This window comes from Saccharopolyspora griseoalba (genome assembly GCF_042665275.1).
Classification (GTDB): domain Bacteria; phylum Actinomycetota; class Actinomycetes; order Mycobacteriales; family Pseudonocardiaceae; genus Saccharopolyspora; species Saccharopolyspora griseoalba.
The window spans coordinates 39,620-61,280 of record NZ_JBHTCJ010000002.1 but is presented as its reverse complement, the minus strand read 5'-3'; the positions used below and the strand labels follow the sequence as shown (position 1 = coordinate 61,280).

Annotated in this window: 19 protein-coding genes; 11 read left to right on the top strand and 8 right to left on the bottom strand. The window is 72.2% G+C overall.

What is annotated here, in order from left to right:
- The first annotated feature begins 68 nt into the window (after positions 1–68).
- The 3 genes from lspA (at position 69) to ACFQRI_RS04415 (ending at position 1,984) form a co-directional block, all read left to right on the top strand.
- Positions 69–695 carry a signal peptidase II gene (lspA, locus tag ACFQRI_RS04425; protein ID WP_380664711.1) on the top strand — a complete coding sequence of 209 codons (627 nt, stop codon included), beginning with the start codon at positions 69–71 and terminating at the stop codon, positions 693–695.
- Between the two features lie 41 nt (positions 696–736).
- Positions 737–1,621 carry an RluA family pseudouridine synthase gene (locus ACFQRI_RS04420; RefSeq protein ID WP_380665533.1) on the top strand — a complete coding sequence of 295 codons (885 nt, stop codon included), beginning with the start codon at positions 737–739 and terminating at the stop codon, positions 1,619–1,621.
- An 87-nt stretch (positions 1,622–1,708) separates the two neighbouring features.
- The gene (locus ACFQRI_RS04415) at positions 1,709–1,984 is read left to right on the top strand and encodes a hypothetical protein (protein WP_380664709.1); all 276 of its coding nucleotides are present in this window, start codon (positions 1,709–1,711) and stop codon (positions 1,982–1,984) included.
- Between the two features lie 61 nt (positions 1,985–2,045).
- On the opposite strand, the gene ACFQRI_RS04410 is transcribed toward ACFQRI_RS04415, so the two are convergent.
- Together ACFQRI_RS04410 and dnaE are read right to left on the bottom strand one after the other, a co-directional pair.
- On the bottom strand, positions 2,046–2,900 hold the full coding sequence (locus tag ACFQRI_RS04410) for an AsnC family protein (protein ID WP_380664707.1): 855 nt from the start codon (positions 2,898–2,900) through the stop codon (positions 2,046–2,048).
- Positions 2,901–3,087: 187 nt separating this feature from the next.
- Positions 3,088–6,672 carry a DNA polymerase III subunit alpha gene (dnaE, locus tag ACFQRI_RS04405; RefSeq protein WP_380664705.1) on the bottom strand — a complete coding sequence of 1,195 codons (3,585 nt, stop codon included), beginning with the start codon at positions 6,670–6,672 and terminating at the stop codon, positions 3,088–3,090.
- 293 nt (positions 6,673–6,965) lie between these two features.
- Here dnaE and ACFQRI_RS04400 point away from each other — a divergent pair, with 293 nt between their 5' ends.
- Complete coding sequence (locus tag ACFQRI_RS04400) at positions 6,966–8,177, top strand: cytochrome P450 family protein (protein WP_380664703.1); 1,212 nt, start codon at positions 6,966–6,968, stop codon at positions 8,175–8,177.
- 79 nt (positions 8,178–8,256) lie between these two features.
- On the opposite strand, the gene ACFQRI_RS04395 is transcribed toward ACFQRI_RS04400, so the two are convergent.
- The gene (locus tag ACFQRI_RS04395; RefSeq protein ID WP_380664702.1) at positions 8,257–10,263 is read right to left on the bottom strand and encodes an arabinofuranosyltransferase; all 2,007 of its coding nucleotides are present in this window, start codon (positions 10,261–10,263) and stop codon (positions 8,257–8,259) included.
- Between the two features lie 152 nt (positions 10,264–10,415).
- On the opposite strand from ACFQRI_RS04395, the gene ACFQRI_RS04390 reads away from it, so the two are divergent.
- A complete protein-coding gene (locus ACFQRI_RS04390) occupies positions 10,416–11,018 on the top strand; it encodes a DUF2567 domain-containing protein (protein WP_380664700.1) in 603 nt (200 codons plus the stop codon).
- Positions 11,019–11,046: 28 nt separating this feature from the next.
- Here the strand turns inward: ACFQRI_RS04390 and ACFQRI_RS04385 are convergent, their stop codons facing one another.
- The 3 genes from ACFQRI_RS04385 to ACFQRI_RS04375 form a co-directional block, all read right to left on the bottom strand.
- The gene (locus ACFQRI_RS04385; RefSeq protein ID WP_380664698.1) at positions 11,047–11,877 is read right to left on the bottom strand and encodes a DUF8017 domain-containing protein; all 831 of its coding nucleotides are present in this window, start codon (positions 11,875–11,877) and stop codon (positions 11,047–11,049) included.
- Between the two features lie 36 nt (positions 11,878–11,913).
- Entirely contained in the window at positions 11,914–12,591 is a 678-nt protein-coding gene (locus ACFQRI_RS04380) for an LON peptidase substrate-binding domain-containing protein (RefSeq protein WP_380665531.1), read from the bottom strand.
- Positions 12,592–12,774: 183 nt separating this feature from the next.
- Positions 12,775–13,425 (bottom strand): NUDIX hydrolase, encoded by a 651-nt coding sequence (locus ACFQRI_RS04375; protein ID WP_380665529.1) that lies wholly within the window; start codon positions 13,423–13,425, stop codon positions 12,775–12,777.
- Between the two features lie 120 nt (positions 13,426–13,545).
- On the opposite strand from ACFQRI_RS04375, the gene nadA reads away from it, so the two are divergent.
- From nadA to ACFQRI_RS04355, 4 genes are all read left to right on the top strand, one after another.
- Positions 13,546–14,562: a quinolinate synthase NadA gene (gene nadA / locus ACFQRI_RS04370; protein WP_380664696.1), complete on the top strand. Its 1,017-nt coding sequence runs from the start codon at positions 13,546–13,548 to the stop codon at positions 14,560–14,562.
- Positions 14,559–16,160: an L-aspartate oxidase gene (locus ACFQRI_RS04365; RefSeq protein ID WP_380664694.1), complete on the top strand. Its 1,602-nt coding sequence runs from the start codon at positions 14,559–14,561 to the stop codon at positions 16,158–16,160. The genes nadA and ACFQRI_RS04365 overlap by 4 nt, the downstream gene beginning before the upstream one ends.
- A gap of 2 nt (positions 16,161–16,162) precedes the next feature.
- On the top strand, positions 16,163–16,999 hold the full coding sequence (gene nadC / locus ACFQRI_RS04360) for a carboxylating nicotinate-nucleotide diphosphorylase (protein ID WP_380665527.1): 837 nt from the start codon (positions 16,163–16,165) through the stop codon (positions 16,997–16,999).
- Positions 17,000–17,201: 202 nt separating this feature from the next.
- Positions 17,202–18,098 (top strand): CPBP family intramembrane glutamic endopeptidase, encoded by an 897-nt coding sequence (locus tag ACFQRI_RS04355; protein WP_380664692.1) that lies wholly within the window; start codon positions 17,202–17,204, stop codon positions 18,096–18,098.
- Here the strand turns inward: ACFQRI_RS04355 and ACFQRI_RS04350 are convergent.
- Complete coding sequence (locus ACFQRI_RS04350; RefSeq protein ID WP_380664690.1) at positions 18,092–18,883, bottom strand: carbon-nitrogen hydrolase family protein; 792 nt, start codon at positions 18,881–18,883, stop codon at positions 18,092–18,094. The two genes, ACFQRI_RS04355 and ACFQRI_RS04350, sit on opposite strands and share 7 nt — an antisense overlap.
- Before the next feature lie 68 nt (positions 18,884–18,951).
- Between ACFQRI_RS04350 and ACFQRI_RS04345 the strand changes: the two genes are divergently transcribed.
- On the top strand, positions 18,952–19,575 hold the full coding sequence (locus ACFQRI_RS04345) for a GntR family transcriptional regulator (RefSeq protein WP_380664689.1): 624 nt from the start codon (positions 18,952–18,954) through the stop codon (positions 19,573–19,575).
- Here ACFQRI_RS04345 and ACFQRI_RS04340 read toward each other — a convergent pair.
- Positions 19,541–20,839 (bottom strand): MFS transporter, encoded by a 1,299-nt coding sequence (locus ACFQRI_RS04340; protein ID WP_380664687.1) that lies wholly within the window; start codon positions 20,837–20,839, stop codon positions 19,541–19,543. The genes ACFQRI_RS04345 and ACFQRI_RS04340 overlap by 35 nt on opposite strands.
- An 83-nt stretch (positions 20,840–20,922) precedes the next feature.
- On the opposite strand from ACFQRI_RS04340, the gene ACFQRI_RS04335 reads away from it, so the two are divergent.
- Positions 20,923–21,600: a DUF2848 domain-containing protein gene (locus tag ACFQRI_RS04335; protein WP_380664685.1), complete on the top strand. Its 678-nt coding sequence runs from the start codon at positions 20,923–20,925 to the stop codon at positions 21,598–21,600.
- Positions 21,601–21,661: the final 61 nt, after the last annotated feature.

Here is a 21,661-nt window from a genome sequence, read left to right as displayed (position 1 = left end):
CGGGCGGAACCGCGGGTCCGCACCGGTCCCGGGGCGGGCGTTCCGGGCGGGTCGGGGACAATGGTGACGTGAGCACCGACCAGTCCTCTGATCAGTGGTCGTCGGCGGAGGGCGATTCGCCCGAGGAGCCGGCGGCCAAGGAGCCCGCGACCAGCGATGACGCACCCCGGCGCGGGGTGGGCAAGCCGCTGGTCCTGCTGTTCGGCATCGCCGTGGTGGCCCTGGTGATCGACGTCCTCACCAAGGTGGCCGTGGTGGCCAACCTGGAGGGGCACCCGCCGGTGAAGGTGCTCGGCGGGTTGTTCTACCTCGACGTGCTGCGCAACCCGGGCGCGGCGTTCTCGCTGGCCACCGGGTTGACCTGGGTGCTGGCGCTGCTGGCGATCGTGGTCGTCGGCGTGATCGTGTGGCTGGCGCCCAAGCTGCGCTCGGCGGGCTGGGCGGTCGGGCTCGGCCTGGTGCTCGGCGGTGCCTGCGGCAACCTGGTGGACCGGATCTTCCGCGCGCCGGGGCCGCTGCAGGGCCACGTGGTGGACTTCCTGTCCTTCCTCGCGCCCGGCGGGCAGGTGTGGCCGGTGTTCAACGTCGCCGACAGCTGCATCGTGGTCGGCGGCGTGCTGGTCGTGCTGCTGTCCCTGCTGGGGCGCGACTACGACGGAACCGTGGTCCGCAAGAAGAAGGCCCGAGAGTCGTGAGCGAGCTGCGAACCCTGCCGGTCCCGGACGGCCTGGAGGGCATGCGCGTGGACGCCGGGCTGTCCAAGCTGCTCGGCCTGTCGCGCAGCGCCGTGGCCGGTCTGGTCGAGTCCGGTGACGTGCTGGTCGACGGCAGCCCGGTGGGCAAGTCCGACCGCCTGCTCTCGGGCGCCTGGCTGGAGGTCACGCTGCCCGAGCCCGACCAGGGGCCCCAGGTCGTGGCGGTTCCGGTGGACGGCCTGAAGATCCTGCACCAGGACGACGACATCGTCGTGGTGGACAAGCCGATCGGCGTGGCCGCGCACCCCAGCCCCGGTTGGGAGGGCCCGACCGTGGTCGGCGGGCTGGCCGCCGCGGGCGTGCGCATCGCGACCTCCGGCGCGGGCGAGCGCCAGGGCGTGGTGCACCGGCTCGACGCGGGCACCACCGGCGTGATGGTGGTGGCCAAGAGCGAGCACGCCTACACGGTGCTCAAGCGCGCCTTCAAGGAGCGCACCGTGGAGAAGCGCTACCACGCGATCGTGCAGGGCCACCCGGATCCCAGCCGCGGCACCATCGACGCGCCGATCGACCGGCACCCGCGGCACGACTACAAGTTCGCGGTGGTCACCGGCGGCAAGCCCAGCGTCACGCACTACGAGACCGTGGAGGCCTTCCGCGCCGCCTCGCTGGTGGACGTCAAGCTGGAGACCGGCCGCACGCACCAGATCCGGGTGCACTTCTCGGCGGTCAAGCACCCCTGCGTGGGCGATCTGACCTACGGCGCCGACCCGGTGCTGGCCCGCAAGCTCGCCATCAGCAGGCAGTGGCTGCACGCCCGCGCCCTGGCCTTCGAGCACCCCGCGGGCGGCTGGGTCGAGTTCGAGAGCGACTACCCCGACGACCTGCAGCACGCCCTAGACGAACTCCGCGCCCAGGACGCCTGAGTTCGGCGCGCGGTCGCGGTTCCGGGCCACACCGCCAGCGCTGCCGGGTACCGTGGTCCTAGATCGTCGGACAGCGAGGGGGTCGCCATGGCTGAGCGGGACGAGTTCGCGGGCTCGGACGCGCCGACGCCGCCGCGGGGGATGCCCGCGGTGGATCCGAACGCCGAGCTGGACACGCCCCCGGAGGGCATCGGCCTGGGCGATCTGATCAAGGCCGAGGACGTGGGCACCGCGGCGCCTTCGGTGCTGGGCGCGCCCGAGCCCCGCGAGAACCGCGAGGGCGAGGCGGGCGAGTGGCCCTCGCTGCAGCGCCGGGAGCGCGGCGAGCGCCCGCGCCGGATGGGCTTCTTCCGCCGGGGCTAGCGGCCCGCTCGGGCTCGCGCCGGTCTGGAGCCACCGCCGGTGCCCGCGCCGCCCGTGGCCCCTAGAGCTCGGTGATGTCCCAGGTCAGCGTGAACTGCGGGTTGCCGGGGTGCAGCGCCCAGCGCACCGCGGTGAGCTCGGTGGCCTCCGGCAGCACGTAGATCGTGTGCCCGCCCGCGGTCTGGCCCGGTTGCACGCCGGCGCGGTGCGGCGGCCGGGAGGACAGCGACACCGGCGCCTTGCCGATCGTCGAGCCGTCCTCGGCCACCAGCTCCAGGTTCTGGTCGGGCGGCGCCGCCAGCGGCTGCTGCCCCCGGTTGGTCAGCTCGGTGTGCACCACGACCGCGCGCTCGCCGGGCCGCAGCTCGTGGCCGGCCGCGGTGAACAGGAAGTCGGCCGGGTCGACGACCTCGACCAGCCCGATGGTCAGCCGCTCGCCGTCCGGACCGGACACCTGGAGCTTGCTGCCGATCCGCCCGGTCTGCGGCACCGGGGCGAGCGGCTGCTCGGCCCGCACCCACCCGGCCGAGGCGGGCGGGCCCCAGGAGTTCATCGGCTGCGCGGGCGGCATCGGCTGCGGGCCGCTGTGCTGCGGCGTCGAAGGCCCGCCCGAGGTCATCGGGGGTTGCGGCGGGACCTGCTGCGGCCCCGAGTGCGGGGGCATCCCGTGCGGACCGCTGGCCGCGCCGTGCTGCGCGGCCCACTGCTGGGCGGCTGCCACGGCGTTGCGGATGCCCTGCGGATCGCACTCGACGCCGACGATCAGCGGGAGCCCGGTGGTGGAGAGCGCGGCCAGCCGCGCGGCGACGTCGCGCACGTCCATGCCGAGCCGGGTCGCGAGGTCGGGGATCGCCGCGCGGCCCATCTCGGCGACGGCGCTGAGCAGTCGTACGTCCACAGGATCCGGGCCAGTCACGTCTGATCACGCTACCCGGTGCCTGGACAGCTCGTTGCTGGGGTCGTCGTGCTCGGCGGCGCCGGTGGCAGAGCACGAGCGCTTCCCCGGCTGCGCCGAGCAGCCGGTCGGTGGAGTCGGGTGCGGTACGCGCACGGCCTCCCAGCGGCGCGGTCGCCGGGAGGCCGTGCGGCTCGCGCTCCGGTCGTCAGGCCCCGGCGCGCTCCACGGCGATCCCGCGGACCGACTTGAGCTCGGAGACGAGCTCGGTGCACACGTTGACCGGCCAGCGCGGGAGCTCCAGCCGCGTCGTGCCGAGGTGGACGTGCACCGGGGTGGTCCCCTTGTGCGCGGTCAGCGTCTGCCGCAGCTCGCTGATCACCTCGGCGTTGAGCTTCTTGGCGTCGGCGCGCAGCACCAGCGGCGGTTCGCTGCCCGGGTCGGTCTCGGCCGCGGTGATGTCGATCGGGACCGCGTCGGAGGCGAACACGCTGATCTCGCCCTCGCGCTCGTTGACCCGGCCCTTGACCGCGAGCGCGTTGTCCTCGACCAGGCAGTCGGCGAACATCTCGTAGGACTTGGGGAAGAACAGCACCTCGATGCTGGCCTCGAAGTCCTCCAGCGTCACGATCGCCCAGGGCTGGCCGTTCTTGTTCAGCCGCCGCTGGATGCCGGAGATCATCCCGGCGATCTTGGGCTGCTGCTCCTTGCCGCCGTAGCCGCTGGGCTCGCGCTCTCCGCCGACCAGCTCGGCGATGCTGGTGTCCTGGTAGGGCGCGAGCAGCCGCTCGGCGCCGTCCAGCGGGTGCGCCGAGACGTACAGGCCCAGCATCTCGCGCTCGTAGGCCAGCAGCTGCTTGCGCGGCCACTCCTCGTCGGTGAACTGCAGGTGGGCCAGGGGGGAGGTGTCGTCGCTGGGCGCCTCGTCGCCGCCGCCGAAGAGGTCGAACTGCCCCATCGCCTGCTGGCGCTTGAGCCCGATGACCGCGTCGACGGCGGCCTCGTGGTGGGCGTTGAGCGACATCCGGGTGTGCCCGAGCGAGTCGAACGAACCGGCCTTGATCAGCGACTCGATGACCCGCTTGTTGCACGCGGTGATCTCGATCTTGTCCAGGAAGTCGGTGAACGAGCTGAACCCGCCCCGCTCCTCGCGCGAGGAGATGATCGACTCGACCACGTTGGAGCCGACGTTGCGGATCGCGCCCATGCCGAAGCGGATCCGCCCGCCCACCGCGGTGTGCTCGACCATGGACTCGTTGACGTCCGGCGGCAGCACCTGGATGCCCATCCGGCGGCACTCGGAGAGGTAGACCGCGGTCTTGTCCTTGTTGTTGCTGTTCGCGGTCAGCAGCGCGGCCATGTACTCGGCCGGGTAGTGCGCCTTGAGGTAGGCCGTCCAGTAGGTCACCAGGCCGTAGGCGGCGGCGTGCGACTTGTTGAACGCGTAGCCGGCGAAGGGGAGGACGGTGGCCCAGAGCTGGTCGATCGCCTCCTTCGAGTAGCCGTTCTCGCTCATGCCGGCCTCGAACTTGGCGAACTGCTCGTCCATCACCTCCTTCTTCTTCTTGCCCATCGCGCGCCGGAGCAGGTCGGCTTGTCCGAGGGTGTAGCCGGCGACCTTCTGCGCGATCGCCATGATCTGCTCCTGGTAGACGATCAGACCGTAGGTCTCGCCCAGGATCTCCTGCAGCGGCTCGTCGAGCTCGGGGTGGATCGGCTCGACCGGCTTCTTGCCGTTCTTGCGGTCGGCGTAGTCCAGGTGCGCGTTGACGTCCATCGGGCCCGGCCGGTACAGCGCCACGCAGGCCACGATGTCGCCGAAGCGGGTCGGCTGCATGCGCTTGAGCAGCGACTGCATGCCGCCACCTTCGAGCTGGAACACGCCCAGGCTCTCGCCGCGCCCCAGCATCTCGTAGGTCTTCTCGTCGTCGAGCGGGATCTCGAGCGGTTCGACGACCTGGTCGTGGTTGGCCTTCACCATCCGCACGGTGTCGTCGATGGTGGTCATGTTGACCAGCCCGAGGATATCGATCTTGAGCAGGCCGACCGCCTCGCACTGCGGGCCGTCCCAGCCGGTGATGATCTCGCCGTCGTCGCGCTTCCACAGCGGCAGCACGTCCAGCAGCGGTTCCCGCGAGATGATGTGCGCGCAGGCGTGCACGCCCGCGTTGCGGATCAGGCCCTCCAGTCCGCGCGCGGTGTCGAAGATCTTGCCGATCTGCGGGTCGTTCTCGATCAGCGAGCGGACCTCGGCGGCCTCCGGGTAGCGCTCGTGCTCGGGGTCGACGATGCCCGACAGCGGGATGTCCTTGGCCGCCACCGGAGCGGGCAGCGCCTTGGAGAACTGGTCGGCCACCTGGAAGCCCGGCTGCCCGAGGTGCACCCGCGCGGCGTCCTTGAAGGCAGCCTTGGTCTTAATCGTGCCGTAGGTGATGACCTTGGCGAAGTACTCCTCGCCGTACTTCTCCTTGGCGTACTGGATGACCCGCTCGCGCTGGCGCTCGTCGAAGTCGATGTCGATGTCCGGCGGGGAGTCGCGCTCCGGGTTGAGGAACCGCTCGAAGAGCAGGCCGTGCTTGAGCGGGTCGATGTCGATGATGTGCAGGATGTAGGACAGCAGCGCACCGGCCGCCGAGCCGCGACCCGGACCCACCCGGATGCCGTTGTTCTTGGCCCACCGGATCATGTCGCCGACGACCAGGAAGTACGAGCTGTAGCCCTTTTCGGTGATGACCTTGAGCTCCCACTCCAGCTGGTCGCGGTACTCCTGGGTGAAGCCGCCGTCCGGGAAGCGGGTCGGGATGAACTCCTCGACCTCGTCGCGCAGCACCTCCACGTCGGTGCGGCCGGCCTGGATCTTGGCCTGGGGCATGCGGTTGGTGGCCGCGAAGGCCTCGTCGTAGCCCTCGACCATCTCGGTGATCAGCAGGGTCGAGTCGCACGCGTCGGCGACTTCGGCGTCCCAGTACTCGCGCATCTCCGCCGAGGACTTGATGTGGTAGCCGTCGCCCTGGAACTTGAACCGGTCGGTGTCGGCCAGCATCGAGCGGGTCTGCAGGCACAGCAGCGCGTCGTGGTGGCCCGCCTGGTCGGCCGTGACGTAGTGGCTGTCGTTGGTGGCCACGGTGCGCAGGCCGAGCTGCCTGGCGAGATCGACCAGCTCGCCGCGGATGTTCCGCTCCATCTGGATGCCGTGGTCCATGACCTCGATGAAGAACCGGTCGGGACCGAAGATGTCCTTGTAGTCCGAGGCGGCCTGCATGGCCTCCTGCTTCTGGCCGAGGCGCAGCCGGGTGAGCACCTCGCCGGCCAGGCAGCCGGAGGTCGCGATGATGCCCTCGGAGTACTCCGCGATCAGCTCGCGGTCCATCCGCGGCTTGCGGAAGAAGCCCTCCACGGAGGCCAGCGAGCTCAGCTTGAACAGGTTGCGCAGCCCGGTGCTGTTCTGCGCGAGCATCGTCATGTGGGTGTAGGCGCCGCCGCCGGAGACGTCGCCGCCCTCCTCGCCCTCGGCCTTCTTGCCGGTGGTCGCGCGCGAGCCCCAGAACACCGGCTTCTTGTGGTACCGGCTCTCCGGCGCCACGTAGGCCTCGATGCCGATGATCGGCTTGATCCCGGCCTTCTTGGCGTGGTCGTGGAAGGACCAGGCGCCGAACATGTTCCCGTGGTCGGTCATCGCCACCGCGGGCTGCTCCAGCCGAGCCACCTCGGAGAACAGCGCATCGTGCTTGGCAGCACCGTCGAGCATGCTGAACTCGGTGTGCACGTGCAGGTGGACGAACTGATCAGACACGTGGGCATCTCCGGAAGGGATCTCGAAGGCGGTTCGCACCCGACTCTAGCCGCCTCACTCGGCGTGTCCGGGGAGCCTCCCGGTCGTGTTGCGAGTCGGTCGGCGGGGCCGCGGTCGGGGTTCTCGGTACCTGCTTACACCTCCCCGCCGACGGTCCCGCGGAGCGGGTTCCGGGGCTCCTGCTCGCTTCGGGGGAACCGCGCCCGATTCCCCCGGGAGCGGTGTGACAAGCGGCGGTTAACGGTCTTCACTGGAACTGAAGGATCGCATTCCGCCTAGCCGTGAGGGAGCCGATGTCCACCACCGCCGAGCTGCCGGTCTTCGACGAGGAGTTCGTCGCCGACCTGCACGCGAAGTACCGCGAGATCCGCGCCGAGACCCCGGTGCAGCGGATGGTCACGCCGCAGGGCCTGCCGCTGTGGGCGATCACCCGCTACGAGGACGCCCGCAACGCGCTCACCGATCCGCGGCTGGCCAAGGACTTCCGCCGGACCGGCGAGATCATCGACCGGATCGACCCGGAGGGGTCGGTGCGCCGCCCGTTCAACAGCGCGCTCAGCGAGCAGATGCTCAACCTCGACCCGCCGGACCACACCCGGCTGCGCAAGCTGGTGGTCAAGGCCTTCACCGCCCGCCGGGTGGAGAACCTGCGGCCCCGCGTCGAGCAGATCGCCGCGGACCTGCTCGACCGGATGTCCGAGCACGACGAGGTGGACCTGCTGGACGCCTTCGCCTTCCCGCTGCCGATCCAGGTGATCTGCGAGCTGCTGGGCGTCGAGGAGGGCCGGCGGGACGACTTCCGGCGGTGGACCAACGCGCTGCTCGACGCCAGCGAGCCGGAGGTGACCCGGCGGGCCGGCCTGGCGATGGCCGACTACCTCGTCGAGCTCATCGCCGCCAAGCGCGCCCGACCGGCCGACGACCTGCTGACCGCGCTGATCGAGACCACCGAGGACTCCGACCGGCTCAGCGAGGCCGAGCTGGTCTCGATGGTGTTCCTGCTGCTGGTGGCCGGGCACGAGACCACGGTCAACCTGATCGGCAACGGGGTGCTCGCGCTGCTGCGCAACCCCGAGCAGTGGGCGGCGCTGAAGGCCGACCCGGACCTGGTCGCGGGCGCGGTGGAGGAGACGCTGCGGTTCGACGGCCCGGTCATGCACGGCACCCTGCGGCACACCACCGAGCCGGTGACCGTCGGCGAGGTGATCATCCCCGAGGGCGAGATCGTGTGGGTGGGGCTGGCCTCGGCCAACCACGACCCGGACCGGTACGCCGATCCCGAGCGCTTCGACATCAACCGGGACGCCCAGGGGCACTTGGCCTTCGGACACGGCATCCACTTCTGCCTGGGCGCTCCGCTGGCCCGCGTTGAGGGTCAGATCGCGCTGCGCGGGCTCGTCGAGCGCTTCCCGGACCTCGCCCCGGCCGGCGAGCTCGACGACGTGCGCTGGCGCTTCTCCACCCTCATCCACGGCCTCAAGACGCTCCCGGTCCGCCTGCGCTGAACCTCGCCCTTCTTCATCAGAAGTCCCGGCGCGCAGCGCGCCGGGACTTCTGATGAAAAAGAGGGCGAGGAGCCCGTCCTCACCTCCGGAGGGCGATGATCGTGTACGGGCCGACCTCGCGCTTGGCGAACTCGGGGGAGTCGAAGACCTTCGGGTCGAAGTACACCTGGTAGTTGCGGACGTTCGGGTTCTGCGGGAACGCGTCGCCCTTGAGCTCCAGCGACAGCTTGCCCTCGGCCTCCGGGGGAACGCTGCCGTCCTCGCCCCGCAGCTCCGAGTACCGGCTCTCCGGGTTGCCCAGCACGAACACGTTCGGCGTGCGGAAGTCGCTCTCGCGCAGCAGCTTCAGCAGCTCCTCGCTGGACTCGGCCTTCGACCAGCGCTCGATCTCGGCGGCGCGCGCGTCGTAGTCGGCCAGCGGGTTGGCGTAGTGCGGGGTCTCCTGCTGGAAGCCCCAGTAGGGCTTGAACGACATCAGCTTGTAGTCGGTGGACAGCAGCAGGTTGCGATCCGGTGCGCGACCGGTGAGCTGCGCGATGGCCCGGATCTCGGCGTCGAACCAGTTGCCCGGCTCGTTCGGGTCGCGCTCCCCCTTGGCGTTGTCGCCGGTGGGGTAGTAGTCCGCGTAGGCGGCCTCGGTGGAGTCCTCCAGGTCCGAGCCCATCGCGCCCTGGCTGACGCTGATCGCGCCGACCAGCCCCAGCGCGCAGGCGACCATGCCGACCTGCAGGGCGTAGCGCGCGTCGAGCTTCTCCCGCAGGAAGCCGACCAGCTCCAGCAGCGCCAGCACCCCGGCGACCGCGAGCGTGAGGTCGAGGATCACGTTGAGCCGGAAGGCCAGCAGGGTCGTCTTGCCGAGCAGCGCGAGGATGGACAGCGCGAACCAGCCGTAGACGGCCAGCACCGTGGTCAGCATCGCCGCCGCCACCTCGCTGCGGCGGCAGCGCAGCAGGATCCACACGAACCCGGCCAGGCACAGCGCCCCGAAGGCGGTCCCCTTGGTCATCGGCAGCGGGAAGAACGCGCCGTCCTCGGGCAGGTAGTGCTGCGCGGCGCTGCGCGGGTTGTCCAGCAGGAAGCCGGTGGAGATCAGGTACGGCAGCCACACCACCAGCGCCAGCACCAGGCTGACCAGCCCGATCGGCACCAGCCGGAGGAACAGCCGCTTGACCACCGGGCCGAGCGCGTTGCCCTGGTGCACCCGGAACACCCCGATGAGCACCGCCATCAGCACGATCATCAGCACCGCGAAGGCGAAGTGCAGCGTGTAGGTCGCCGCGGCGAAGCCGACGTAGGCGCCGATGCCGATCAGCAGCCAGATCGGTGCGCGCTCGGTCATCCGCAGCGCGTGCCAGGCCAGCACCGCGACCGGCAGCAGCCACGCCGCCGACGGCCAGGCGTAGGGCTCCTCGATGCCGTGCAGCATCCCGGCGAGCGTGGTGGCGATCGCGGCCAGCAGCGCCAGCCTGCGGCGCAGCACCACGCTCCACAGCGTGAAGGCGACCACCGCGGTGACCGCGACCCAGGCCAGGGCGTAGGGCTTGTAGGCGGCCCAGCCCTCCCAGCCGATCAGGTTCGCGAACCGGCCGCCCAGCCAGAACCAGCCGCCCGGGTAGTAGGGCGCGACGCCCTGGTAGTTCATGTCGGCCAGGCCCAGCTCGGAGGCCATCCGGGTCATGTACTGCAGCCGGAAGCCGTTGTCCACCGACGAGCCGCCGTAGTAGTAGCGGGTGGCCTGCAGCGGGATCGCCAGCGCGAAGGTGGCGAAGCCGCTCAGCGACAGCCAGGTGCCCAGCAGCTTGGTCCAGCGCGGCAGCCGCTGATAGCCGAAGGCCAGCAGCAGGAACAGCACCACGAGCACTCCGCCGCTGGTCAGCGAGGCCAGGGCCTCGGGGGCGAAGCTGGGTTCGCTGATGCCCAACCGGGCGATGGCGAACTGGAGCAGCACGCTGAACACGCCGGCGACCAGCGCGCCCAGCACCAGCTCGATCAGGGTGTTGCGCAGCGGGAGCCGAACCGCCGAGGGCTGCCGCGGGGCGTCGACCGGGCTCGGTCCCGTCAACTGGGGGCTGGGCAGGATTCCCACCACTTCACTCGTCCTTCGGCGTGGCCGGCACGGGCTCGCGCAGAATAGTGGATGTGCGCGGCCCGCCTTCTCGTCGGGTGATGACACGGTCGCGCGCTGAAACGCTATGGTGACTCCGCACCAGGCAAGACGCGCGAGCAGGAGGTCGGCGGGTGGCTGACAGCCAGACGGAACGGGCCCTGCCCGAGCGCGTGGGGGCGCCCGAGGGCGCCGATGCGCTCCTGCCGCTGCTCGCGCCGCCGACGCCGAAGGTCGTGGTCAAGGCCGACCTGCTGCCCGCCATCAGCGCGGTGTCGCTGGTCGCGCTGCTCGGGATGCCGCTGGGGTGGGTGTGGTCCCGCCTGGCGCCCCCGCAGGAGAAGGTGCTCGGCCCGGGCGGCTCGGTCGAGGCGCCGATGGTGGAGAGCTACCACGCCTTCGACGCCATCGCGATCTTCGCGCTGCTGGCCTTCGCGGCCGGCCTGCTGACCTCGGCGGTGCTGTGGCGGATGCGCCGCCGCCGCGGCCCGGTGCTGCTGCTCGGCGGCGTGCTGGGCTCGCTGGTGGCCTCGTGGCTCGGGGTGTCGATGGGCGCCTCGTTCGCCGCCGGTCTCCACCCGATGCCCTCGAACCCGGCGGTCGGCGACCTGATCACCATCGCCCCGGAGATCACCACCCAGTGGGTGCTGCTGGTCCAGCCCTTCGCGGTGGCCCTGGGCTACGGGGTGGCCGTGTCCTGGAACGGCTTGGACGACCTGGGCCGCAGGCTGGGCTGACGCGCTCCGCGCTCGGGCGGCGGGTCCTTCACCCGGCCCGCAGCGACGTCCCGATGCGGTCGAGCGCCGCCGGGGTGACCGCGTCCGGGATGTCCTGGTCCGCCGAGGCGATGAGCACCACCGAGCCGCTGCCGTCGTTGTTGGTGGCCACCACCGACACCGCGATGCGCGGTGAGTCGCAGGGATCCGGGCGGGGCAGGACGACCTCCGCGTTGATCCGCACCGCGGGCGCGCCGCCGGGCAGGCGGATGTGCTCCGGCGGTCCCGGCGTCGCGATCGGCGCCACGCCGTCCCGGGTGTAGGCCTTGGCGATGAACTGCCGCGAGGTCTCGGCGGCCACGGCGGTGTCGTCCGGACCGCTGCGCGCGGTGACCCCCGCGGTCGCCCGGTAGCTGTTCGGCTGGTCCGGGCAGAACCCGCGCTGGAAGGTGGCCACGCCGGTCACGGTCACCGCGTCGTGCGGCTCGCCGAAGCCGTGGACGGCCTTGGGGCTGGGGTCGACCCGCCAGTTCGGCGGGACGTCGTAGAGCGCTCGCCGCTTCGGCACCCGCGCGACCTGCCAGCCCGGCTCCAGCGGCGCGTCGGCCGAGGTGCTGACCGCGGTCGGCGGTGCGGGTTCCGGCGGTGGCGGTGCGGGCTCCGCCTGCTCCTCCCCGGTGGCCAGGAACGCGACCCCGGTGACCACCGCGAGCAGCACCGCGGCGGCAGCGGCCAGCCCGACCAGCCAGGGCCAGCGCTTCCGCTTCGGCGGTTCCGGGGGCGCAGGTGGTGGCTCGAACGCGCCGAATCCCCGGTACTGCATCCCGTGCGGTTGCCGCGGGTGGTGCTGCGGTCCCCAGGGGCCGCCGGGTGAAGACATGCGGCGATCCTAGCGGCAGGGGACCGCCCGACGGCCTCAGTTCGGGCTGGGCTGCTGGGCGAACTCGGCCAGCGGGGCAGGCACGGCGCGCAGCTCGCGGAGGAACTGGGCTTCCCGCAGCAGCAGCCTGCGCAGGTTGCGCAGCCGCACCATCGGATCGGTCTCGGCGAGCAGGTCCTGGCGGTCCTCGACGCTGAGCACGCAGTCGTCGGCCAGCCCGTAGGACAGGTCGGCCGGGTCGGTGCCCGGGTCCGGCGTCCGGCGAGTGCTGCCGCGCAGCCCGGAGGAGTGGTAGCGCTCGTGCGCGTCCCAGGCCGCGGCGGTCAGCCGCTCCCGGCGGGCCGGGTTGTCCGGCTCCGGCGTCGCGTCGGGCAGCCACTGCACGTGCGCGAGCAGGTAGGGAGCGGACTCGTTGTCGATCTGCAGCAGCCGGAAGCGGCGCTCGCCGCGCGCGGTGACGTCGTAGCGGTCGCCGGCCAGCTGGCGGACGTTGTCCATGATCGCGGTGCAGCCCACGTCGTACATCGAGTCGACGTTGTCCTCGCCGACCTCCCAGCCCTGCCGGATGGCCACCACGCCGAACCTGCGGTCCGGCAGCTCCTCGTTGAGCAGGTCCTGCACCAGCTTTCGGTAGCGCGCCTCGAAGACGTGCAACGGCAGGTCGCCACCCGGCAGCAGCACGGACCCCAGCGGGAACAGCGGCAAAGTGTCCATCACGACACCAACCTACTTGCCGACTCCACCACGAGCCCCCCGAGCCGCACCCCACCCCCGCACCACCCCGATTCCCCTCCCAATCCGCACACCGATTCACCTCCCAATCGGGGCCCCGAATTGCCTTCCAACCGGGGTGGCGCTTCTGGCGGAAGTTGGTCGGGTGGTGTGGGAGAGAGGAGGTCAGGTCGGGGGCTTGAAGACCGCGAAGGGGTCGGTGACCTGCAAGTCCCGCGAGGTGAAGCGGAACAGGGCCGGTGGCCTGCCGCCCGAGGGACCCGCGGGCATGGTGCGCCCGGTCGGCTCCAGCACGCCGCGGCGGGAGAGCACGCGCTGCAGGTTGGTCGCCGAGACCTGGTAGCCCAGCGCCGCCGAGTAGATGCCGCGCAGCTCCGAGACGGTGAACTCCTCGGGCGCCAGCGCGAAGCCGAGGTTGGTGTAGGAGAGCTTGGCGCTCAACCGGTCCCGGGCGGCCAGCACGATCTCCTGGTGGTCGAAGGCGGTCTCGGGCAGGTCGTCCACCGCGCACCAGCGGGTGTCGGTCGGCACCACCGGATCCACGTCGGCCGGTACCAGCCCGAGGAAGGCCGTGGCCACCATCCGCGTGCCGGGCACGCGCGCGGGGGCGCTGAACACCGACAGCTGCTCGACGTGGGAGAGCTGCCGCACGTCGACCTTCTCCGCGAGCTGCCGCCGGATCGAGGTCTCGACGTCCTCGTCGGGGGCCAGCCTGCCGCCGGGCAGGGACCACCGGTGCAGATCGGGCGCCTGCGCGCGTTGCCAGAGCAGGACCTGGAGCCGTCCTTCGCGGACCTGCAGCACCCCGGCGAGCACCTCGTGACCTGCGTCTCTGCCATTCGGGCGAACCGCGGTGTTAGGATGTGGCACGTTTTCGATTCTAAGGCGAAAACCCCGGGGCCGCTGATCCGGGGTGCAAGACGGGGTGAGGACGAGATGGCCGCTACTGCGACGTGGCAGCGCACCGACGCCGGGTACGGCGGAGTGCAGGCCGACGCCGAATGGGTGCGCGAGGTGCGCAGGCTGGCCGAGGAGCGCGACGCGGTGATCCTGGCGCACAACTACCAGCTGCCGGAGATCCAGGACGTCGCCGACCACACCGGCGACTCGCTGGCGCTGAGCCGCATCGCGGCCGACAGCGACGCGAGCACCATCGTCTTCTGCGGCGTGCACTTCATGGCCGAGACCGCCAAGATCCTCGGCTCGGACAAGACGGTGCTCATCCCGGACGAGCGGGCCGGCTGCTCGCTGGCCGACTCGATCACCGCCGAGCAGCTGCGCGCCTGGAAGGCCGAGCACCCGGGCGCGGTCGTGGTCTCCTACGTCAACACCACCGCCGAGGTGAAGGCCGAGACCGACATCTGCTGCACCTCCTCCAACGCCGTGGACGTGGTCCGCTCGGTGCCCGCCGATCAGGAGGTGCTGTTCTGCCCGGACCAGTTCCTCGGCGCGCACGTCAAGCGGGAGACCGGTCGGGAGAACCTGCACGTCTGGGCCGGTGAGTGCCACGTGCACGCGGGCATCAACGGTCCCGAGCTGGCCGAGCGCGCGGCGGCGGACCCGGAGGCGGACCTGTTCATCCACCCCGAGTGCGGCTGCGCGACCTCCGCGCTCTACCTCGCCGGCGAGGGCACGGTGGCCGAGGAGCGGGTGAAGATCCTGTCCACCGGCGACATGCTCACCGCCGCCCGCGACACCGGTGCGAAGTCGGTGCTGGTGGCCACCGAGGTCGGCATGCTGCACCAGCTGCGCCAGGCCGCCCCGGAGATCGACTTCCGCGCGGTCAACGACCGGGCTTCCTGCAAGTACATGAAGATGATCACCCCGGCGGCGCTGCTGCGCTGCCTCAGCGAGGGCGCCGACGAGGTGCACGTGCCCGCCGACGTGGCCGACCGCGCCCGCGCCTCGGTGCAGCGGATGATCTCCATCGGCAAGCCCGGGGGCGGCGAGTGACCTGGGAGGCCGGCGCCGACCTGATCGTGGTCGGCACCGGCGTGGCCGGGCTGACCGCCGCGCTGCAGGCCCGCGAGCTGGGCCTGCGCGTGCTGGTGGTCAGCAAGGACGCCGTGGAGGCCGGCAACACGGGCTGGGCGCAGGGCGGCATCGCTGTGGTGCGCCCCGAGGAGCGCGACGAGGACGACGACCTGGGCAAGCACGTCGAGGACACGCTCACCGCCGGTGCGGGGCTGTGCGACCGGGACGCGGTGCGCGACGTCCTGGCCGACGGCGCCGAGGCGATCGACCGGCTGCGCGCCGCCGGCGCGCGCTTCGACGCCGACGCCGACGGCCTGCTGGCCCGCACCCGCGAAGGCGGGCACCGGGCGTTCCGCGTCATCCACGCCGGGGGCGACGCCACCGGCGCCGAGGTGCAGCGGGCGCTGGTCGGGGCCGTTCGCGGCGGCGGGATTCCGGTGCTGGAGCGGCACACGGTCGTCGAGCTGCTGCGCGGTGATCGCGGCGCGATCACCGGCGCGCTGGTCCTGGACGGCGAGGACCGGCCGGGCGTGCTGCACGCGCCCGCGGTGCTGCTGGCCACCGGCGGTCTCGGTCAGCTCTACGCCGCGACCACGAACCCCGAGGTGGCCACCGCCGACGGCGTGGCGCTGGCGCTGCGCGCCGGGGCCACCGCGTCGGACCTGGAGTTCGTGCAGTTCCACCCCACCGTGCTCTACGCCGAGGGCGGCCCGCGGGGTCGTCGGCCGCTGGTCACCGAGGCGGTGCGCGGCGAGGGCGCGGTGCTGCTGGACGTGCGCGGACGGCGGGTGATGGAGGGCGTGCACCCGATGGCGGATCTGGCCCCGCGCGACGTGGTCTCGGCGGCGATCACCCGGCGCGCGGCCGAGACCGGTGCCGAGCACGTCTTCCTGGACGCCACCGGGATCCCCGGGTTCGCCGGGCGGTTCCCGACCGTGCACGCCTCCTGCGCGCGGGCGGGCATCGACCCGAGCACCGAGCCGATCCCGGTGGCCAGCGCCGCGCACTACTCCTGCGGCGGCGTGGTCTCCGACGTCCGGGGGCGCACCGGGGTCGCCGGGCTGTACGCGGCGGGCGAGGTCGCCCGCACCGGGCTGCACGGCGCGAACCGGTTGGCCTCCAACAGCTTGCTGGAGGGCCTGGTGCTCGGCGCCCGCGCGGCGCGCGCGGCGGCCGAGGACCTCTCCCGCGGGCTGCTCACCCGCAAGCGCGTCGGCGACGTGCGCGCCCCGGCGCTGGCCGTGGTGGAGCGGGACTCGTTGCAGCGCACCATGAGCCGGTACGCCGGCATCGGGCGCAGCGCCGACGGGCTCGCGGCGGCCGCCGAGGCGCTGGACCGCTCGGCGATCGTGCGGCCGATGCGCAGCAGGCGAGCGGTGGAGGACGCCTCGCTGACGCTGACCGCGCAGGCGCTGCTGGCCGCGGCCGCGCAGCGCGAGGAGTCCCGCGGCTGCCACCGCCGCACCGACTTCCCGGACACCGACGACCTGCGCCTGCGGCGCAGCACCGGATTGAGGCTGGACGCCGCGGGCTGGCTGATCAGCACCGAGGCGGGAATCGCGAGGACGGCAGCGTGACGATGGATCTGGACCGCGCCCGCGAGGTGGTGCGCACCGCCCTGGACGAGGACCTGCGCTACGGGCCGGACGCCACCACGGCTGCCACGGTGCCCGCCGACGCGGTCGCCGAGGCGGCCTTCAACACCCGCGGCGAGGGCGTGCTCGCCGGGTTGCCGCTGGTGAAGCTGGTCCTCGACGAGGTGGTCGCCGGCTACGAGGTGCTGGCCGAGCGCGCCGACGGCGACCGGCTGGCCGCGGGCGACTGCGCGCTGCGGGTCGAGGCCCCGGTGCGCGACCTGCTCACCGCCGAGCGCACGGCGCTGAACCTGCTGTGCCACCTGTCCGGCATCGCGACCGCGACCGCGCGGTGGGTCGACGCCGTGGACGGCACGGGCTGCCGGATCCGGGACAGCCGCAAGACCCTGCCGGGCCTGCGCGAGGCGCAGAAGTACGCGGTGCGCTGCGGGGGCGGGGTCAACCACCGGATGGGCCTCGGCGACGCGGTGCTGATCAAGGACAACCACGTGGTGGCCGCCGGCGGGGTGGTCGACGCGGTGCGCGCCTGCCGGGAGCGCGCTCCGGAGCTGCCGATGGAGGTCGAGGTGGGCAGCCTCGACGAGCTCGACGAGGTGCTGGCGGAGGACGTCTCGCTGGTCCTGCTGGACAACTTCACCCCGGAGCAGTGCGCCGAAGCGGTGCGGCGAGTCCGCAGCAGCTCGCCGGGCACGGAGCTCGAGGCCTCCGGCGGCCTGACCCTCGACCGCGCCCGCGCGTACGCGGCCACGGGGGTGCAGTACCTGGCGGTCGGCGCCCTCACCCACTCCTCCCCGTCCCTGGACCTCGGCCTGGACATGTAGCGGCGACCCGCCTTCGAGATCGAGGGGTTCCCGCGAGCTCGTTCGCCCGCGGGGCCCCTCGCCCGCGACGACAACCCGCCCCGGCGAGTCGGCCGAAAACCCCCGGGAACGCGGGGACGAATTCGAGGCGATTCGCCGCGGGTTCGCCCGGTCGTGGGATTGGTGGGGTGGTTAGGGTCGGTGCGGCGAGATCGGGGGTTTCGTGGATCTGCGGGTTTCCCCGTCCCTGGTGGACGGGATCGAGCGCGCCCGGCGGCCCACCGGGCCGGTGCTGGGGCTGGTCGTGGCGGTGGTGTGCCTGCTGGTGGGGCCGTTGCCGGTGACGTTGCTGCTGATGCCGGTGTTCGGGGTGTCCTTCGCGGAGCTGGCCGACGCCGACTTCGGGATCGGCGAGCAGATGGTGGTGATGCTCGGCTTCGCCGGGGCGTCCGGGCTGCTGGCCCTGTGGGTGCTGGTCAAGGAGCGGCGAGGGGTGGGCAGCCTCGGCTTCTTCCCCGCCGTCCGCATCGGACGACATCTGGCGCTGGGCGCGCTGGTCGCCGTGCTGCTGCTGGCGGTGCCGATCGGGGCGAACCTGCTCGGCGGCTGGTACGAGATCGCTCCGACGCCGGGGTTCCCGCTGCTCGCGGTGGTGATCGCGCTGGCCGGTTTCGCGGTGCAGGCCGGCACCGAGGAGGTCATCACCCGCGGCTACCTGATGCAGGTCGCGCACCGCAGGTGGGGCCTGCTCGCCGCGATCGCCTTCCAGGCGGTGGTCTTCGCGCTGCTGCACGGCGTCAACTTCGACGTGGGCGCGCTGCCGCTGGTCAACGTGCTGCTGGTCGGCCTGCTGCTGGGGTGCTGGGCGCTGGCGGAGGGATCGTTGTGGGGCGTGTGCGCCTTCCACGTCGTGTGGAACTGGTGCCAGGGCAACATCGCGGGCATCCAGGTCTCCGGCATGGACCTGCAAGCCGCGCTGCTGAGCACCGAACCCGCGCCCGGCGCGGCGAACCTCCTCACCGGGGGCGGGTTCGGCGTCGAGGGCAGCGCGCTGACCACGGCGGTCCTGCTGATCGCCACCGCGGTCGCCGCGCTGGTGCTGCGCGCCCGGGCTCAGTAGCGCCGGTTGGTCAGCACCGGAACCGCCTGCCGCGCCCGCTCGACGGCGTCCGGGTCGATCTCGACCACGCGGACCTCGGGCGAGTCGGACAGCTGCTCGTGCACCCGGCCCAGGGGAGTGGCCACCAGGCTGTGGCCGATGCCGGTGGGCGCCTTGCCGGAGGGCTCGACGCCGACGGTGCGCGGGTCGGCCTGCCCGCAGGCCACCACCCACGAGGTCGAGTCCAGCGCGCGGGCGCGCACCAGCAGCTCCCACTGCTCGCGCTTGCCCTCTCCGGCGCCCCAGGACGCGGGCGTCACGATCACCGAAGCGCCCCGGTCGGCCAGCTCCTGGTACAGCCCGGCGAAGCGGACGTCGTAGCAGGTGGTGAAGCCGATCTTCACGCCGTCGAGCTCGACCACCAGCGGTTCGGAACCCGGTGCGACGGTGCGCGACTCGGCGAAGCCGAAGGCGTCGTACAGGTGGATCTTGTCGTAGGCGGCGTCCAGGCCGCGCCCCGTCACCAGCAGCGTGTTGGTCACCCGCCCGTCCGGCGCGGGCGTGAACATGCCGGCCACGACGGCGATGCCCGCCTCCGCGGCCAGCCCGCGGACCTCGGTGGCCCACGGGCCGTCGAGCGGTTCCGCCAGCGGCCCGAGCTTCACCCCGAAGCAGGCCATCGTGGCCTCGGGGAAGACGGCGAGGTCCGCCCCGTCCTCGGCGGCCTTCCGGATCCCGTCGGAGACCAGCTCCAGGTTCGCCTTCGGATCAGCGCTGGAGACGACCTGGCACAACGCGATGCGCATTCCCAACCACCCTTCGCTAGCCCGCTATGATGCTTGTATACCGACGATATGCAAGCAAGGGGTCAATCTTGCCGTCCGGACGTGAACTCGCTTACGCCCACCTCAAGGACACCGTCCTGAGCGATCCCGCCAACCAGGGTCAGTTCGTCAACGAGCAGGCCGTGGCCGACGAGATCGGCGTCTCGCGCACCCCGATCCGGGAGGCCCTCCTGCTGCTGGCCGCCGAGGAGCTCGTCCAGCTGCTGCCCAAGCGCGGTGCCTACATCGCGCCCGTGGCGGGCCGGGAGATCCGGGAGCTCTTCGAGATCCGCGGCATGATCGAATGCTACGCCGCGCGGCGGGCCGTCGAGCTCGGCGCGGTGCCGCTGGAGCGGATGCGCGCCGAACTCGCCGACCAGCGCGAGCTCGGCGCGGACCAGGCGCGCGAGTTCATCGAGCACGACCACCGCTTCCACTCCGCGCTGGTCGAGGCCGTCGGCAACGAGATGCTGGGCAAGACCTACGACGGCCTGCGCGCCCGCCAGGTGCGGGCGGGCATCGAGGCGCTGTTCCGCGCCGAGGGGCGGCGCAAGGCCGTCCTCGACGAGCACGAGCGGATCCTGGAAGCTCTGGCCGCGGACGACGCGGAGGCCGCGGCCAGAGCGATCACCGAGCATCTCAGCGCGACCCAGCACGTGCTGCAAGCGGGCTGAGCGCCAGCCCGATCAGCGTCACCGCGCAGGTCGCCGCCAGGTAGCAGGCCGGTGCCACCCAGGTGCCGAAGTGCGCGTAGAGCGCGGTGAACAGCAGCGGGGCCAGCGCGCCGCCGATCACCCCGGCCAGCGTGTAGGCCAGCGAGGCGCCGGTGGAGCGCAGCGCCGGGCTGAACTGCTCGGCGACGAACGCCGCCTGCGGGCCGTACATCAGCGCGTGCAGCACCAGCCCGACGATCACGCCCGCGATCAGCGTGCCGGCCGAGCCGTCGCCGATCATCGGGAAGAAGGCGAACGGCCACGCCAGCGCGCCCACCGCGCCGATCGCGTACACCCGCCGCCTGCCCAGGCGGTCGGACAGCGCGCCGGCCAGCGGCATCAGGAACAGCTGCAGCGCGGAGCCGGTCATCACCCCGGTGACCGCCCAGCTCTTGGGCATGCCCAGGGTCTGGGTGACGTAGGTGAGCACGAAGACGGTGAACAGCGCGTAGGTCACGTCCGGTCCGATCCGGCAGAGGATTCCGGAGACCAGCGCCCGCGGTTCGCGGGTGAACACCTCGGTGATCGGGGCGCTCGCCCGCTCGCCCCTGCGCTGCAGCTCCTGGAAGACCGGGGTCTCCTCCAGCTTGACCCGGATCCACAGGCCGAAGACCACCAGCGCCGCCGAGAGCAGGAAGGCCACCCGCCAGCCCCAGGACATGAACTGCTCCGAGGTCAGCGTCGCGGCCAGCGCGGCGAGCACGCCGTTGGCCAGCAGGTTGCCCGCGGGAGGGCCGATCTGCGCGGCCGAGGCCCAGAACCCGCGGTGCTCCTGGCTGCCGAACTCGCTGGAGAGCAGCACCGCGCCGCCCCACTCGCCGCCGATGCCCACGCCCTGGGCGAAGCGCAGCGCCACCAGCAGCACCGCGCCCAGCGCGCCCACCTGGCCGTGCGTGGGCAGCAGTCCGATGAGGACGGTGGAGATGCCGGTGATCAGGAGGGTGATCACCAGCACCCGCTTGCGGCCGAGCGTGTCTCCGAGCCGGCCGAACGCGAAACCGCCCAGCGGGCGGGAGATGTAGCCCACGGCGTAGGTGGAGAAGGCCAGCAGCGTGCCGGACAGCGGGTCGTGCTCGGGGAAGAACAGCTGGCCGAACACCAGCGCGGAGGCCACCGAGTAGGCGGCGAAGTCGTACCACTCCAGGGAAGTTCCGCTCAGGCTCGCGGCGAAGGCCTTGAACAGGTCCTTGCGCGCGGGCCGCGCGGTGGCGGGCGCAACGGTCATGAGCTCCTCGTCTCGTTCCTGCCCTGCGGGCCCAATCTGTGATACGAACTGTATACAAGAAGTATGCTCATGGGGAGGGTGTCGTGTTTCCACTGCGTTTCGACGTCGGCGGCGAGGTCGTCGAGGTCTCGGTTTCGGCGCTGCTCAACGGCGGCTACGCCGGTCGCAGCCAGCAGGACGTGGCCGCGCACGTGGCCGAGCTCGCCGAGCTCGGCGTTCCCGCGCCCAGCCGCACGCCCTGCCTGTACCCGGTCGCGCCCTACCTGGCGATGCAGACCCGCGAGGTGCCGGTGCAGCACGCCCGGACCTCCGGCGAGGCCGAGTGGGCGCTGGTCGTCGCCGGGCCGGACGAGCGCGACGTGCTGCTCACGGTCGCCTGCGACCACACCGACCGGGACCTGGAGGTGCACGGGGTGGCGTGGAGCAAGCAGGCGGGTCCGGACGTGCTGGGCGATGCGGCCTGGCGCCTGGTCGACGTGGCCGACCGCGTCGACGAGCTGACGCTCACCGCGTGGGCGGGCGGGGAGCGGATCCAGCGCGGGACGCTGGCCGAGCTGCTGCCCCCGCAGCACTGGCTCGACGAGCTGCGCGAGCGGGATCTACTGCGGCCCGGCGCGGTCCTGCTGTCCGGCACGATCCCGATGGCGCCGGAGGTCGACCAGTTCGCCGATTCCTGGCGCGTCGAGCTCGGCGATCCGACCAGCGGCGAGGTCCTCTCCTGCGACTACCGGGTCGCGCGCATGCTCGACCCGGTTGCGTGACCCGACCTCGCGAGAGCTCCCGGCCGGGCTGGTCCGCGGCGGGCCGCCCGGCCGGGGTGCC

Bases quoted from the DNA above. Each gene is read 5' to 3' on its own strand.
- ACFQRI_RS04420 (WP_380665533.1), top strand. From the start codon at position 737: ATGCGCGTGGACGCCGGGCTGTCCAAGCTGCTCGGCCTGTCGCGCAGC.
- ACFQRI_RS04415 (WP_380664709.1), top strand. From the start codon at position 1,709: ATGGCTGAGCGGGACGAGTTCGCGGGCTCGGACGCGCCGACGCCGCCG.
- ACFQRI_RS04400 (WP_380664703.1), top strand. From the start codon at position 6,966: ATGTCCACCACCGCCGAGCTGCCGGTCTTCGACGAGGAGTTCGTCGCC.
- ACFQRI_RS04385 (WP_380664698.1), bottom strand. From the start codon at position 11,877: ATGTCTTCACCCGGCGGCCCCTGGGGACCGCAGCACCACCCGCGGCAA.
- ACFQRI_RS04380 (WP_380665531.1), bottom strand. From the start codon at position 12,591: ATGGACACTTTGCCGCTGTTCCCGCTGGGGTCCGTGCTGCTGCCGGGT.
- nadA (WP_380664696.1), top strand. From the start codon at position 13,546: ATGGCCGCTACTGCGACGTGGCAGCGCACCGACGCCGGGTACGGCGGA.
- nadC (WP_380665527.1), top strand. From the start codon at position 16,163: ATGGATCTGGACCGCGCCCGCGAGGTGGTGCGCACCGCCCTGGACGAG.
- ACFQRI_RS04350 (WP_380664690.1), bottom strand. From the start codon at position 18,883: ATGCGCATCGCGTTGTGCCAGGTCGTCTCCAGCGCTGATCCGAAGGCG.
- ACFQRI_RS04340 (WP_380664687.1), bottom strand. From the start codon at position 20,839: ATGACCGTTGCGCCCGCCACCGCGCGGCCCGCGCGCAAGGACCTGTTC.